This is a genomic window from Brenneria sp. L3-3C-1, from assembly GCF_016456245.1.
In the GTDB taxonomy this organism is placed as follows: Bacteria; Pseudomonadota; Gammaproteobacteria; order Enterobacterales; family Enterobacteriaceae; genus Brenneria.
In genome coordinates, this window is sequence record NZ_JAEMHF010000008.1 from 96,410 (window position 1) to 110,820 (window position 14,411).

Consider the following 14,411-nt stretch of genomic DNA (forward strand, 5'->3'; position numbering starts at 1 on the left):
TTTTACTTGTGAAGAATAACACTACTTTATATTGATAATGAGAGTCGACCCTAAAGAGGCATTTGCAATGCATTACACGCAAACTGTTTAAATCAGGTTCATTGCGCCCTTGTGCTGGTAGCTAACGAGGCAAATGTAATGGTATCCCATCCGGTGGAATGGGCGTCAGCGCGTAGCAGCGGCATAGCCGATGCTATGCATCGGGTTGTAATATGGCTGGGGGGATCTTGAAAACGAGATTATGTCTGCGTGGTTGACCTGCCAGATGTTGTCTCGGTCGCGGAAACGATGGGGGAACGGGTGCAAGACGATAACAGCGAATATTTGTGTAATGTGCATTGACGGAGCTTTTACTCACTGCTCAATGAGCATGAAGCCGTGCGAATGGTTAACTGACTATGTCCGTTTCGTCCAAGCCACTGCCACACTGATTTATCCTTCCTGTCGTCATCGTTGACTTTGTCGCACACTCTGTGCATAGCTGGCGTAGTTCGCTATGGTAGAGTGACTCTCTGGTATAAAGTTATACAGACATGATGATTTCCGCGGGGCAAAATGATAAAAATGAAGTGGTCAACTAAAACTGGACCGTTGTGCGGATTCAGAAACTCCTGGATAGAAATTGCTTCCCCCATCCGCTGGGTGCAGCGTTCTGAGGGCCTGATTTTGTTGTGGAATAATTCTAGAACAGTGGTGGTGTCGAGCAAATGAACCGTGAACGGAATATTCTGACACCACGCGCCTTTGCTGAAGTAGGGAGTACTTCCGGTGATCGTCTCGCACCCGGTACGAAACTTGTTCTGGGGATCTTGGTGGTCTCGACGTTCGTGGTCGTGCTTAACGAGACTATCATGAATGTGGCTTTGGCAACTCTCATTGTCGACCTCGGTATCTCTGCAGCGACAGCACAGTGGCTTACGACTGCATACCTGCTCACTATGGCGATCGTGATCCCTGTCTCAGGCTTCCTTCTCCAGCGTTTCACCGTTCGCCAATTGTTCATCACGGCCATGTCGCTATTCACAATTGGCACCTTAGTTGCGGCCTTGTCCTCAGGTTTCGCCATGCTCCTGAGCGGACGTATCGTGCAGGCGGCGGGCGCTGCTGTTATGATGCCCTTGCTCATGACAGCAGTAATGCACTCCGTGCCAGCACGACGACGGGGTTCTATCATGGGCACTATATCGATCGTAACCGCAGCAGCGCCCGCGCTCGGACCTGCAGTGTCTGGTGCGGTGCTAAGCGTATTGGACTGGCCATTCCTGTTCTGGACAGTATTGCCGATTGCTATGACGACGCTCCTCATTGGCATCTTCCGCTTGCGCAATGTAACCCAGACGCGCCGCGTTCGTATCGATGTGCTCTCGGTTATTCTTTCCGTTTTTGCGTTTGGCGGCATCTTGTTCGGGCTCGTTAGCATCGGTGAGTCCGCGAACGACGTGACGCACATTAATCCGCTGGTCCCCCTTATCGTTGGCGCTGCCTTCCTGCTTGTATTCATCATTCGGCAACGATATCTCGCTCATCATGACCTTGCGCTGTTGGATTTGCGCACGTTCCGGACGCCTCAGTTCTCGTGGGCGATCATTGTCACCGGTCTGGTGGCGATGACTTTGTTCGGCACGCTCACTGTTCTCCCTCTCTATCTGCAGAGCGTGCTGGGGATCGGCCCATTTGCCACCGGCCTGCTGCTGCTGCCTGGTGGGGTGCTTCTCGCGGTACTCTCACCGCTCGTCGGGAGTCTGTACGATCGGGGCGGTATTGGTCCTCTTATCATGTCCGGGGCAGTTCTACTGGCGTTATCACAGTTCGCTTTCGTGCTGGCGCTTGCTCAGTACGATTCCTCACTTTCGGCGATGATTATGTTCACTGTGATGCACATCGCTTTGGCCTTTCTCTTTACTCCTCTGATGACTGTGGCCCTCAGTTCGCTCCCCGCCGTGCTTTACTCGCATGGCAGCGCGACCTTTTCAACCGTGCAACAACTGGCTGGCGCAGCTGGCACGGCGACGCTTGTCACGCTCATGACCGTCGGCTCCACCCGCGCTGGTGGGGAAAGCAACATTGCCGCCGGCGTGCGCGACGCCTATATTGGGGCATCCGTCATCGCTGTCATCGCTGTCATCTCTGCGGCGGTACTTGTATTGCTCGTCCGGCGACGTCGTTCTCGCAACTAGCATGGGACGAAATGCAATCCTCGCAGAGGACTTCACACTCTCGAGTCTTGTCATCATCCCTCAACTGAGTCGCGCCGGCTGGCAGGTATGCGAAGTCACCTCGGCCCATGTCGCCGCCACCTCGCCCGATGTCAAGGATGTATGCCAAACGGACCTTAAGCAGACCAGTTGGCCTCCGCCGGACAAGGAGGGCTATACATGGCAGAAGCTCAGGCCCGTTCCCGTCGTCACTGTCGGCGGCATGGTGGAGAGGAGGTGACGAACTTAGCTTTGTAGTCAATGCTTGCGTTTTTAGGGAGGCTCGGAATTTACCTGCAGATATGCCTGCTGGGTGGTGCTACTGAGGGCATCTTTGTGCGTCGGAGATACCAGCGCTGTCGGGTGGGGGAACGTCTGACTATTAAGCCGTGCCGACTTATCGGCATGGTTTATTTATGGATACTGTCGGCGTGGTCGTTACCTGCAGGGGGACTGTAAAAATCAGCAATCAACAAGTAAGTAGCATCTCTAACACGCTCACCACCTTCATCTGTTTTCAGGTCGCCGGATGTTTTTTCCCTTCTGCTTGCCGCCACCTACGAGCTGGCTACTGGCGCAACAGAGGGTGATCGTTCGCCCCAACAAGCAGGCTAGGGTATGTCCCTTAACCTCCCTGCATACCAAAAAGTGATGTAGTAATCATTCCCGGAATGTGATTTTTGGTTGAATACTGAGCATTTTTAGGGCGATTTTTATCGCTTAAAGGTGTTTTTTGCAAAGTCATAACAATGCTGATCTGTACAAAAAACAGTTACGGGACACACCCTAGTTCCCACGTAGGCGAATACGCCATTCACATGTTGCCCATACCTGCGAGGGGAAAGGCCAAAAACACCATCTTGATGCTTATCGCCATCGCAATAATTTTGCATTAAAACACTGTAAGCAAGGGCCGCTTGGAAAATGGTAAATATCTCACGCTAAGACTGTTTTTCAAACGTTAGCGCGGATATTCCCCCTGCAAGCGGCCCGGAACGCAGGTTAACGCAAGCTCCCCGGCAGGGAGGGATGTTACCCCACGATATCGGGAGGCTTATAGTCTTTTGTCTGGTAATCAATCATAAAGCCAGCGGCCCTCCTTGGCGGATTCGATCAACATACCAACGGTTAGAGGTTTTGGTGGTGCCTTTGGTGTAAATGCCTCAAATAACCCCTTCTCATTCGGAAAATAATCAGTGAAACTTATGTCTTGCGTACTGATACCAAAACTTTCAACGTATTCTGTAAGTAGAGCTATAGCATCCTCACTGGCAAGCTTCACGTTCCGCTTTAGATCAGTATCGGGAGTGATTACAAGGAATCTCTTTGCAAAAAAGATGTGACCATCATACTTTTTAATCAGTTCAATTACACGTCGCTCAATGCTCATAATGATGGCTATCCTCTTCATGCATAATAAGGTTGTGATGGGAGACTGCTTCATTATCTTTTGCACCAAAATGGTCGGAAATCTTATCAACAAGCATCCAGAATAAAACGCCCCTTGACTAGAGCCCACCGATTCCCCGTAAATTTACGTGCCGTTTAGTTCTTTTGTTGTATCCATACATGCTTACTCTAAAGTTAAGGTTATCTAATCATAACTCCGTCATATCAGACCCAGAATATAAATTGTCGGCTACCCTACTTTTTCAAGCGCGCAGTCTACGTTTCTGGGCTTCCCGCTTTACCTGTGGATAAAAAACAATCAAACATGTATCTATTACCAACAATAGGAGTAGGGTAATCAGGCAAGAGTGATTTTCTCTTCTTCACCTGTATGTTTTTTTGCCTACTTTTTCTGTGGGCATTTTTTTCTTTTGAAATCATGATGTGATAATATTTCCATGATATTTAAATGTAAATCCAGCCGCCATTAGCTCAACGTGGCAAGAGCATTGCTTCGTGACAGGAAGTAAGAGCCGGGGTTCGAGACCTCGATGGCGGTCCAAATTGATTATCGTAAAATTGACATTCACTCAGTTTTTTTGGGGGGCTACACCACAGAAATTTTCAAGATTGAGCTCGCTACCAAGATCGTTTTCCACTGGCGAAACATGGGGTGAAAAATTTAAAAAACGATAGATTTCAAATAAATTCCAAACTGAAAAATACCAATTTATAGTAAGGTTGCCTTTCATCGAGCAGAGAGGTTCACCAGTCAATGCTATTTACGACAATATTAATAACCGTGGTGGTAATCATTCTGTTTATCGACACTATACACACATATTCAAATCGAAAGGATGCTGTAAAATCCGCTTTCAAGTTTTGGTTCTTTGCCATTGGTGTGGCTGTTTCTTCAGGGATTTTCGCTGATGCTCTATATGACTGGCTAGCCTGTAGATAAGTCAGCATGGTTCACGGGACCATGTCACACGCAATAATCCCAGTCTTTTGTTACTTGCGTATGGTGAAGAATTGTTTCACCTCAAGAGGTGGTAACGCATAACGCCACAACATTTGAACAATCGATTCTAACGTCTCATCAATGTAACATTGAGAGGTCAATCGCCAAGTCTGTTCTTCTAATCTGTCTGCGATAGCTGATAACTAATCCTCAAAAGATTTCCCATCGGATGAAACGCGATCGACTCGATAAGATTCATCCGGTAACTATAAATCAGGCACGGCCCACGTCGGGAAGGGGAGAGCAGGATATTTCACTCAGACTTAGCCTTCCGTTCGATCGTTTCAATCCCACTCATCGCATTTTCCAAACCCGGTGTACACTGGTGTGCAGTCGGACGTTACGGTACTGCCGTTGCTGGCTCCAGCAATACATATCAATCCGCTGAGAGCGGCCGAACGCTGTCGACGGGGGGATAACGTCGGGCATTTAAACGATCAACGCCTGGCAATGTTATCCATTGCCAGGCGTGGGATTTTGTCAGGTCTGCTTGAGCACAACATAAACAGATACGTTAGACAGGCAAAGAAACCCGCCGTAGGAATTAAATCAGAGCTGGCTCGATCATAATAGGATCGTATTTAGCTACATGGTGTTTGTGAACCGGCGTTTCCAGGATCACCTTCGCCCGATGGTCCAGCCCATTTGACGACAGTTTGTCATGCCGCGCCAGCACCACTTCCAATGCGGTGACGAAATGTTCGTAATAGCGCCAGTCGTCTTGGGTAAAACCGGGATTGGCGGCTTCCCACTGTTTTATCGTTTCCGTCAGGGCTTCCTGAAACTCCGACCACGCGAACTCGCCGGCCTCGCAGGCCGCGACGGCGACGGCGAAGGCGCGCAGCTCCCAGGGTTTATTGAAGGGGGCCTGTCCCTCGCGATGATTCAACGCCGTGGCCAGTTCGCTGTTATCCGTGCTGATGATAGGGGTCATGAGACGCCTCCGATATGGTTAGACGGCGGTGGCCGGACCCGTCCCGATCAGGGAGTCGCGGGTCACCAGAGCCGCCAGTTGCTCTTCGGTCATGCCTTCGGTATTCGCCGGACGCAAGGGCAGAACCCAGTAGCGGATCTCCGAGTTGGAATCCCACACCCGTATTTCCGTCGAAGGAGGAAGTTCGAAGTGGAAATCCTCGCTCAGCACTTTACGCGGCTCCCGCACGATCCTTGAGCGGTAGGGCATGGACTTATACCAGTTCGGCGGCATGCCGAGCACAGGCCAGGGGTAGCAGGAGCAGAGGGTACAGACGATCACATGGTGTACGCTATCGGTGCACTCAAGCGCAATCATGTGCTCGCCCTGCAGTCCGCCAACATCGAGCTCCTGACAGGCTTTGGTCGCATCAGCCAGCAGACGCTGTTTGAAGGCGGGATCGGTCCAGGCTTTCGCCACCACCTTCGCGCCAAGATGAGGGCCGATCTCATTTTCATAAAGATCGGCGAATTTATTCACCCCGTCCTCGGACATCAGGCCTTTTTCAATCAGGATGGATTCAATCGCCTTGACCCGGGCGGCGATCTCTTCCTCCGTTTTCTGGGTGTGGGCCAGACTCACTCGTGTCATAACGTCAACTCCTTATTTAGCCAAAGTGATGTAGGGTTCCCAGGCATCGGTACAGACGACGCCGTTCGGCTCAGCCGCCTCTTCGCCATACAGCTCCGCGTTGGTAAAACGCAGGGTATAGAGGTGTTCTGAAGTTTCAGGCAGTCCGTTACCCGTGGTGTCCGGATAGACGTGCGCCCCGTGATACATGATGATTTCACCGGTTCGCCCACGGACATAGCCCGCCCGGCGAGTATGGTGTTTCGGCACGCTGGCATCGACCGTCACGCGATCGCCTACCTTGAATTTGGGTTGGGAATCCAGCTGGCGCGAGGTTGAAAAACCATTGCGGACGGCCCATTCAGCGAAGTTGACCAGCTCCGGGTCTTTGTTGGGCGGCAGCGGCACCTGAGGGTAATGAAGGTAATATTCGGTACGCTTTTCAAGTTCTTCCTGGGTCCAGTAACCTTTCTTCTCGCCGATCTGCTCGGTCGCTTCTACCCAATGTTCATAATAGAAGGCCGTGAGGTAATGGAGAGGATGCAGTTTTTCAAGATGGCAGCGGAACTCGTCAAGCCCGAACATGCCGGCGCGCGCCGCGAAAGGAAACATCGCATAGGCGGCTTTTTCCCATTCGGCATGGTAAGCCGGTTCCCATTGGGTCGGGCCGACGGGGCCCATCCCGTCCATCCCGCCAACGTCATGTATTCCGTTCATATAACCCCCTTATCGCATCGGGATTCGGATTTGACTGGCGACCACCCCGAAAATGGCCATCCAGCGGCGGGATAATCCCGCCAAAACGTGTCGAAAGTCGTCTACCCTCAGGCAAGCTCAGGCCAGTCGGAAAACGGCCACAAAGGACCATAAAGAACAAGATAGGGCGTTAACCTTCCGCATGCTTTGCTGTGCCGGTCACGGGATGGGCTGACAGAGACAAGTTCGCCGCGCGGCGCAAGCCAACGCCCTGTGTCTCCGTCAGACGCCGTGGTTACGCCCGTCGGTCCGTCATAGCGCAGGCGCCCTGAATCGCAGCAGGGCGGCGCCGTCGAACGGATCGACCAGATAGTGGGCATGAACGCCGAATGTGCTGAGCAGCAGTTGCGGCGTCAGAACTTCGCGCGGTGGCCCCAGCGCGATCAGCCGTCCCCGATCCAGCACCGCCAAACGATCGCACAGCAGGGCATGGTTGAGATCGTGCAGGGCCACCAGCGTGGTGACCGGTAAGTGGCGTACCAGCGCCAGAATGGCCAGTTGATGCTGAATATCCAGATGATTGCCCGGCTCATCCAGCAGCAAAATTTGTGGACGTTGGGCCAGCGCCTTGGCCAGATGCACCCGCTGGCGCTCGCCTCCCGACAGGCTGTGCCAGCGCCGGGCGCTAAGGTGGGCGGCGCCGACATCATGCAGCGCCTGGCGCACGATGGCCTCCTCTTGCGCGGACCAAGGGCTCAGCGCCGACAACCATGGCGTGCGGCCCAGCGCAACGACGTCAAAGACGCTGATGACGTCCTCGGTGTCAGCCTGTTGTTCGACCATGGCAATCTGGCGGGCGCGGCTCCAGCGTGGCCAATCCCGCAGGTCTTTGTCTCCGAGCTGGACGGTTCCGCTGTCAGGTTTTCGCAAACCGCTCAGCAGCTTGAGCAAGGTGGATTTACCCGAACCGTTGGGGCCGACGATGCCGAACGTTTCTTCATGGCGTACCGCCAGCGCGATATCCTGCAACAACACATTGCCACCTTGTTGGTAACTCAGATTGGCGCAGCTGAGCACAACCGGTTGAGGTGGCGAGGGGACGGCGGTCATCGCATTCTCCTTCTATCGAGCAAGATCAGGGCAAATACCGGCGCGCCGACCAGTGCGGTGATCACCCCGACGGGGATCACCTGTCCGACTATCAGCGTGCGGGAAAGGATGTCGGCCGCGATCAGAAACAGTGCGCCGCTTAGTGCGCTTAATGGCAACAGATGGGCATGCCGGGTGCCGGACAGCAGACGAACGGCGTGGGGAATGACGAGCCCGACGAAACCGATGGAGCCGACGATCGACACCATAATGGCGGTCACCAGCGCTGCGCTGCTGATCAACAGCAGCTGTATCCGCCGGACGGGGATGCCTAGCCCCGCGGCCGAATCAACGCCGAAGGTGAATGCATCCAACGCCCTGCGATGCCACAAACAAACGATTAGCCCCAGCAAGGATATCGGGACCGCCAGCCAGACCGAAGACCAGCGAACGCCGCTGAGGCTGCCCAGCATCCAGAACATAATGCCGCGCGCCTGTTCAGAGTTGGCCGACTTGGTGATTAAAAATGCGGTCAGCGCATTGAACAGTTGCGAGCCGGCGATACCCGCCAGAATGATTTGCGTCGCCGGGGCCGAGGCGCCGCCGGCCCGGGCCAGCAGAGTGACGAGCGCAAAGGCGGTGATGGCGCCCACAAAGGCCCCGCCGGAGAGGGTGAGCACGCCGGCGCCCAATCCGAATAATGCGACCAGCACCGCGCCGGTCGACGCGCCGGCGGAGATGCCGAGCAGATAGGGGTCGGCCAGCGGATTGCGCAGGAGCGATTGCAGTATCACGCCGCAGGTCGCCAGGCCCGCGCCGCAGGCCCCGGCGACCAGGGCGCGGGGCAGGCGGTAATTCCAGATAATCCCTTCGTCGATGGGATCCAGTATGTAGCCCGCCGACCCCAGTTTATTGACTATCGCCTGTACGACGACGGTGAGCTTTATCGATGTTTCGCCGATGGCGACGCCCAGTAATATCGCGGCGATAAGCGCCAGGCAGGCGATAAGACTGACCAGCCATTTTCTGGTCATTTGGGCAAATCCGCGTTTTTGGCGATGGCGGAAGCGATCGTTTCCAGGCCGCCGAACATTCTCAGGCTGGCATGCATCGCTTCGGCGTCCAGGATAATGATGCGGTTATTCTTGACCGCCGCCATGTTGCGAGTGACCGGATCGTGTTGCAGAAACGCCAGTTTTTTCTGGTGGTCATCGGCCGGGAAACGACGGCGATCCATCCGGGCAATGATGATAAACGTCGGGTTGGCCTTGGCGATGGTTTCCCAGCCGACAGCCGGCCACTCTTCGTCAGACTCGACGATGTTGTGTACGCCCAGCGTGTTGAGCATGAAGTCAGGCACGCCTTTGCGGCCCGCGACAAACGGATCGCTCTTGAGATCGCTGCTGGAAAACCAGAAAAGCGCGCTGGTGTGGGAGAGATCCTGCCGCTGCGTCATGGCTCTGGCTTTGGCCAGTCTGGCCTGCAGCTCGTCATTCAGTTGTTGACCGCGCGGCTGCACATCGAAAATCGCCGCCAATTGGCTGATGCTTTTATACAGACTCTCAATGCGGAAGGTTTCCTGGCGCGTGCCGTCGGCGCCTATCAAATTATTTTTACCTTCGCAATCGGCGGGCATCACGTAGGTGGGAATATTTAACTCGTCAAATTGCTGACGGCTGCCCACCACGCCTTGCGGGCCAACCATCATTTCAAACTGTGAGACCACCAACTGCGGCCGTTTGCTTATGACGGTCTCAAATCCCGGCGCGTTATCGGCCAGCCGCTCAACCTTGGCGTTCTGCGCCTGGTATTGCGGCAGCACGTTGTTAAACCACAGCGACGTTCCCACTAATTTGTCGCCCAGTCCCAGGGCATACAACATCTCGCTTCCCGTCTGGCCAATGGTCACCACTTTTGTGGGCGCGCGCTGAAAGGTCAGCGTGCTGCCGCAGTTCTGCAACGTCAGCGGAAACTGGGTGGCTGTGGCCTGTGCGCCGCACGACGCCATCGCGCAGGCCAGCAGCAGCGACCGCCGGTAGCGGCCCCGCACGGGATGCCGGCGGCGGGTGAAATGGGGGAAGGAGAAGGGCAATGCATGGAAAAGCGAAGAAAATTTATGCGGCATGATATCTCCATAGCGTCAGTGCTTGTGTGTAACCCGCGGCAGGTGCAGTAGGGATCCGGGCATACGCATTTGCTACCCGGCCGTGCGAAAGGCGCCGCGCGGTCGGGTCGCTGAATTCGGCGTGGCATGGATGGCAGAATCAACCCCGTCGTCCATGCTACCGCGTTTTAGAACTTGCGCCAGTCTCCCGCCGCTTCAAACGCCGACGCTGCCTGGTAAAGCGTACCTTCGCCATAGTGACGACCAATCAGCATGAGCCCCACCGGCAAACCATCGACCAGCCCACAGGGAACAGAGAAGGCCGGATGACCGGTAATGTCCTGTGCCGCGGTATTGCCGAGCATTTCAAATGCCCGCGATATGTATTGAGTAACGGAACAGTCTTTCTCAGGCAGAGGTTGCGCGGTGATAGGAACGGTCGGCATCACCAACACATCATAGTTTGCCAGCTCGCGGTCATAACCCGCACGGGCTCTGCGTGCGATGTTCTGTGCCTTGGCATAGTAGCGGCCGTTGTAGCGCTCCAGTCCGTACTGTCCGACGAACATACAGATTTTGAGCGAAGCGGACAGCGCTTCGGCCTGGGAACGCCATTGCGCCTGTTTATCCAGCAGCGCCACGTCATACTGACCTTTCCAGTTAAACCCCATGCCGTTCCCGTGCATCATCTGCATGGTCAGCCCTTCGCAGCCGATCGGCGTCCAGAGCGCGCCCGCCAGTGTATGTTCAGGGAGCGATATTTCGTCGACCGTGGCACCCAGACGTTCAAAACGAGCAATGGCTTCTCGGACTTTGTCCGCGACGCGCGGATCCTGATTGGCGAGCTGGAACCCTTCGGTCACAATACCGATCTTCAGGCCGTCCACGCCGCGGTTCAGAAACTCGGTATAGGATTGCACCGCGGGCGCATACTGACGCGGATCCAACCCGTCGGCGCCGGCGATCGCTTCCAGCATCAATGCGTTATCGCGGACATTGGCGGTAATCGGGCCGGCATGATCCACTGTGGCCTCGATCGGCATAATACCGGTATAAGGCACCAAACCATGGGTGGGTTTCATGCCATAAGTGCCGCAGAATGCCGACGGGATGCGAATGGAACCGCCCTGATCGCACCCTATGGCCATGTCGACCTCACCCGAGGCCACCAGCGCGGCGCTGCCGGAGGAGGAGCCGCCGGCGGCGTAGCCGTGACGGTTGGGGTTGTGCACCGGCGCCGGATGGGAAGTATGGCTGCCGCCGGAAAGACAAAAGTGCTCGCAGGTGGCTTTACCGCTGATCGTGGCGCCGGCATCCAGAAGACGGGTGACGACGGTGGCGTCATAAGAAGGCACGAACCCCTCAAGCGTGGTGGAGCCATTCATCATCGGTACGCCGGCCAGGGAAACGTTATCCTTGAGCGCGACGGTGCGGCCAGCCAGCTTGCCGGCGCCGGCGCCTTTCACTTCGGTTTTGTAGTACCAGGCATTCAGCGGGTTTTCCGCACCCTCGGGGCGATAACCGGCCTCGCGCGGGTAACGCGTCTCGGGGATATCATCAGGCAATTCGTCAACCAGGTCATAGGCGTCGAAATTGGCTTGCATCAGCGCCAGGTATTCACTCGCCAGTTCCGGCGTCAGTTGGATGTGCAGGCGGTCGGCGATCTCTTGCAGTTGTTCGGGCGTGGGGCGTTCAATAGCCATGTTATTTCCTTCATGAATGCGGCGCTTCATCAATAGTTCGACGAATCCGCCCTAGGGGTAGATTGAAAAAGGGGTGATCAGTTCTCAGATTGCGCATCGCGCATCATCCCGGTTTGTGCATGACAGTTGATGTATTCGAACATTTGGTGGCGCGCATCGGAGACGGAAACTTCGTGATAGAGCCGTAGTTTTTGCAGTCCGGTGACGACGCGGAAAAATGTGGTGAATATGCGCAGGTGGGTAGGGTGGGATTCCGCCCATCGCTCCAGCTTGTCGAGCGAGCGCCAGTAGCCGATATCGTAGGCGATATCCAGCAGATTGCCGTCCAGATCGATGTTGCGCACGAAACGGTTGCTGTAGCAGCCCAGCGCCTGACCCTCGTCGCGAAGAAAATCCATGCCGTCCTGCAGGGGGGGCAGCATCTGCTTAAAGTACAGCTCGCGTTCTTCTTCTCCGGCGTCGACCCAGTCCTGTCCGGAACGGATCAGCGCGATATTGTCATGGCCCTGCACCACAACGCGGCCGCCTTTGGCGGGATCGCCGGACAGGAGGCGCAACTCGCTCGAAGGTTGCAGCCAGTCGGTTTGCGAGAGCGGGATACGATCGCGCACCGAGCCCCAATAGCCGTGCTCCTGCACTTCGTCGCTGATGTTATCCATGATGGCGCCGACGCCTGGCAGATCTTCTTTGAATGCATACAGGGTTTCGAACTGGTCGGCGCGCGGGGCGATGATCTCGCGGAAATAGCCCAGCCCTTCGTTCAGCCGTGCGTCATCGGCCCACCAGTCGGCGATCGACGGCGAACGCAGCCAGCGGCAGTATGCCGCCGGATCGCGCCAGTAGCCGACGACGATGAAATTGCCATAGCCCTGAGCGTCGACATGGTAGGTCATATCGTGATTCCCCGGGCCGTCGTCGACGCTAAAACTTGAGACGATGTGGCGCATGGCCTTCAGGGCCGCATCACGCTGCTCTTCAAGGAACTGCACGCCGAGATAGGCCATGACCACCTGTGTGAGGCTTTCATCGGCACGGCCCGCGAACATGGGAAACGGCGGCTGATAGTCATCATGAACACGGCGGGACAGTGTCCGGGGGCATTTCAAATGTTTGTCGATTGCGGATTCCATAAGGGCTCCTGATTGATGTTCAATAGTCAGCTTACCGAAGAGAGCGGACAGGTATGACCGGTCGCCGCCGGCGCACGCGGCCGCTCCCCGACCTGGTTAATACTATGTAGGCAGACGATTCGGGATGCTTGTTTCACCGGGACATCTGTTTTGCTAAAAAGGACAACCGTACCCCGATTCGTTGTTCGGGAGGGCATTACCCTGGTGTAACGCGACTGTGTACGGTACTTGGAATTGAACGTTCCGGGTCCGTCGACCCGGTAGAGATTAAAACAGTTTCATAATACGCAGCGTGGTGCTGAAATCGGTCTGGAACCCGCCGTCTACGCTGATGTCGCGCTGAACCAGCCACTGCACCTGCAAATCGGGCCGCACAAATTTCGCCGTTTGCAAACGCACCTGCTGTGAGCGTGTGGCGGCGCCGTTCGCTGAACCGTCCAGATATTGGGTACCGCCCCAGTTTTTGGCGTAACCGACGGCGAAGGTCCAGGTTTTGTCCTGAGGAGGAATATAGGACAGCCATAATTGCGCCTGATAGCTGTTGTCCTGTGAAAGCGTGCCGTCACCCCGGCTGACGGCGTCGTCATTGTCGCCATACCAGGTGGTATCGAATGATGCCTGTGCGATAAAGTTATCGCCAAGCCGCTGGGTTCCGCCCACCTGAAAATCAAACTTCCAGCGGTTTTCGCCTATGTTCAGCGTCTCCCCGGCATCGTAATTGCCCATAGGGAGATAGAGATAAGGCACAATGGCGAAAGTGGTTCCGGAAGTTGAATTATTGATCAGCCAAAGGGGCGCGGTGAGGATCGGATCGCCCAGCCCTGATGTTGAACTCAGTTCCGTGCCGGCCAGCTTGCCATCATAGAGTCGTCCATAGGGTAATAATACTTGGGGCGCCAGGGTAAATCCGCCGACGTCCATATAATGGACATAACGGAAAATACCAATCATTGAATTCAGCCGAGTATCATCTTTAATATAATTGCCGCCGACGGGTTTATAAGTGTCGCGATGGGCATAGGTGAAATAGGAAAGAAAAGCGTCGGTGCCCACTGGTGCAGGAACTAAATCCAGCGAATCCAAATCCACCGCCTGGGCGGATTGAAAAAATAAGATTGCAGCCAAAGGAATAACATACCGTCGGCGCCAGCGAGTAGATCGCATCATCGCGCTGAGACCTCCTCTTTTCATCGTCTCAGGATCGCGGTTAGGATATTGCAAACGATTACCTTTGACTGATTTCATGATTAACCCCCACGTTTAAAACGAAATAATGACTGCGGCCTGTTAGTGATTTCAGACCATAAGATGTGGTTATTTCTTTCGTCTTGCCTGCCTGTAGATGAAGGCACCGACGCCATCAATGGCGGAGTAGAAAATTGATTCCGCTCCTGATTGACACTTTTAACCCGAGAGTGCTATTACCGCCATGGCTCAAATGGACAAGGGATGTACTCAAAAGGACAGTTTGCCCAGGGGGAAGAAATCCGGTGAAAAAGATCGTATATCTCGTTGAGTTTCGCGTAGGCGGAATAAAAAAA

General features: G+C 54.9%; 11 protein-coding genes and 1 tRNA gene. 2 read left to right on the forward strand and 10 right to left on the reverse strand.

The window, feature by feature from the left end; translation table 11 throughout:
- Positions 1–707 precede the first annotated feature (707 nt).
- Positions 708–2,177, forward strand: a complete 1,470-nt coding sequence (locus JG725_RS15295) for a DHA2 family efflux MFS transporter permease subunit (protein WP_150437358.1) — start codon at positions 708–710, stop codon at positions 2,175–2,177.
- Positions 2,178–3,270: 1,093 nt separating this feature from the next.
- Here the strand turns inward: JG725_RS15295 and JG725_RS15300 are convergent.
- Positions 3,271–3,585 (reverse strand): DUF1493 family protein, encoded by a 315-nt coding sequence (locus JG725_RS15300; protein WP_172290888.1) that lies wholly within the window; start codon positions 3,583–3,585, stop codon positions 3,271–3,273.
- A gap of 480 nt (positions 3,586–4,065) precedes the next feature.
- Between JG725_RS15300 and JG725_RS15305 the strand changes: the two genes are divergently transcribed.
- Positions 4,066–4,146 (forward strand) — tRNA-His (locus tag JG725_RS15305).
- Between the two features lie 1,003 nt (positions 4,147–5,149).
- Here JG725_RS15305 and JG725_RS15310 read toward each other — a convergent pair.
- The 9 genes from JG725_RS15310 to JG725_RS15350 form a co-directional block, all read right to left on the reverse strand.
- Positions 5,150–5,539 carry a nitrile hydratase accessory protein gene (locus JG725_RS15310; RefSeq protein WP_150437360.1) on the reverse strand — a complete coding sequence of 130 codons (390 nt, stop codon included), beginning with the start codon at positions 5,537–5,539 and terminating at the stop codon, positions 5,150–5,152.
- 18 nt (positions 5,540–5,557) lie between these two features.
- Positions 5,558–6,169: a nitrile hydratase subunit alpha gene (gene nthA / locus JG725_RS15315; RefSeq protein ID WP_150437361.1), complete on the reverse strand. Its 612-nt coding sequence runs from the start codon at positions 6,167–6,169 to the stop codon at positions 5,558–5,560.
- 12 nt (positions 6,170–6,181) lie between these two features.
- A complete protein-coding gene (nthB, locus tag JG725_RS15320; RefSeq protein WP_085689560.1) occupies positions 6,182–6,865 on the reverse strand; it encodes a nitrile hydratase subunit beta in 684 nt (227 codons plus the stop codon).
- A gap of 291 nt (positions 6,866–7,156) precedes the next feature.
- Positions 7,157–7,954: an ABC transporter ATP-binding protein gene (locus JG725_RS15325; RefSeq protein ID WP_150437362.1), complete on the reverse strand. Its 798-nt coding sequence runs from the start codon at positions 7,952–7,954 to the stop codon at positions 7,157–7,159.
- Positions 7,951–8,967: an iron ABC transporter permease gene (locus JG725_RS15330; protein ID WP_172290889.1), complete on the reverse strand. Its 1,017-nt coding sequence runs from the start codon at positions 8,965–8,967 to the stop codon at positions 7,951–7,953. Before JG725_RS15330 ends, JG725_RS15325 begins: the two co-directional genes overlap by 4 nt.
- The gene (locus tag JG725_RS15335) at positions 8,964–10,058 is read right to left on the reverse strand and encodes an ABC transporter substrate-binding protein (RefSeq protein ID WP_199378709.1); all 1,095 of its coding nucleotides are present in this window, start codon (positions 10,056–10,058) and stop codon (positions 8,964–8,966) included. The genes JG725_RS15330 and JG725_RS15335 overlap by 4 nt, the downstream gene beginning before the upstream one ends.
- 167 nt (positions 10,059–10,225) lie before the next feature.
- On the reverse strand, positions 10,226–11,740 hold the full coding sequence (locus tag JG725_RS15340; RefSeq protein ID WP_172290890.1) for an amidase: 1,515 nt from the start codon (positions 11,738–11,740) through the stop codon (positions 10,226–10,228).
- Between the two features lie 77 nt (positions 11,741–11,817).
- Positions 11,818–12,870, reverse strand: a complete 1,053-nt coding sequence (locus JG725_RS15345) for a phenylacetaldoxime dehydratase family protein (protein WP_150437365.1) — start codon at positions 12,868–12,870, stop codon at positions 11,818–11,820.
- A 267-nt stretch (positions 12,871–13,137) separates the two neighbouring features.
- Positions 13,138–14,037, reverse strand: coding sequence for a transporter (locus tag JG725_RS15350; protein ID WP_150437377.1), 900 nt, complete (start codon positions 14,035–14,037; stop codon positions 13,138–13,140).
- Between the last annotated feature and the right edge of the window lie 374 nt (positions 14,038–14,411).

Coding starts and splice junctions, on each gene's coding strand:
- JG725_RS15350 (WP_150437377.1), bottom strand. CDS start 14,037: ATGATGCGATCTACTCGCTGGCGCCGACGGTATGTTATTCCTTTGGCT.
- nthA (WP_150437361.1), bottom strand. CDS start 6,169: ATGACACGAGTGAGTCTGGCCCACACCCAGAAAACGGAGGAAGAGATC.
- JG725_RS15340 (WP_172290890.1), bottom strand. CDS start 11,740: ATGGCTATTGAACGCCCCACGCCCGAACAACTGCAAGAGATCGCCGAC.
- JG725_RS15345 (WP_150437365.1), bottom strand. CDS start 12,870: ATGGAATCCGCAATCGACAAACATTTGAAATGCCCCCGGACACTGTCC.
- JG725_RS15300 (WP_172290888.1), bottom strand. CDS start 3,585: ATGAGCATTGAGCGACGTGTAATTGAACTGATTAAAAAGTATGATGGT.
- JG725_RS15325 (WP_150437362.1), bottom strand. CDS start 7,954: ATGACCGCCGTCCCCTCGCCACCTCAACCGGTTGTGCTCAGCTGCGCC.
- nthB (WP_085689560.1), bottom strand. CDS start 6,865: ATGAACGGAATACATGACGTTGGCGGGATGGACGGGATGGGCCCCGTC.
- JG725_RS15335 (WP_199378709.1), bottom strand. CDS start 10,058: ATGCCGCATAAATTTTCTTCGCTTTTCCATGCATTGCCCTTCTCCTTC.
- JG725_RS15330 (WP_172290889.1), bottom strand. CDS start 8,967: ATGACCAGAAAATGGCTGGTCAGTCTTATCGCCTGCCTGGCGCTTATC.
- JG725_RS15295 (WP_150437358.1), top strand. CDS start 708: ATGAACCGTGAACGGAATATTCTGACACCACGCGCCTTTGCTGAAGTA.
- JG725_RS15310 (WP_150437360.1), bottom strand. CDS start 5,539: ATGACCCCTATCATCAGCACGGATAACAGCGAACTGGCCACGGCGTTG.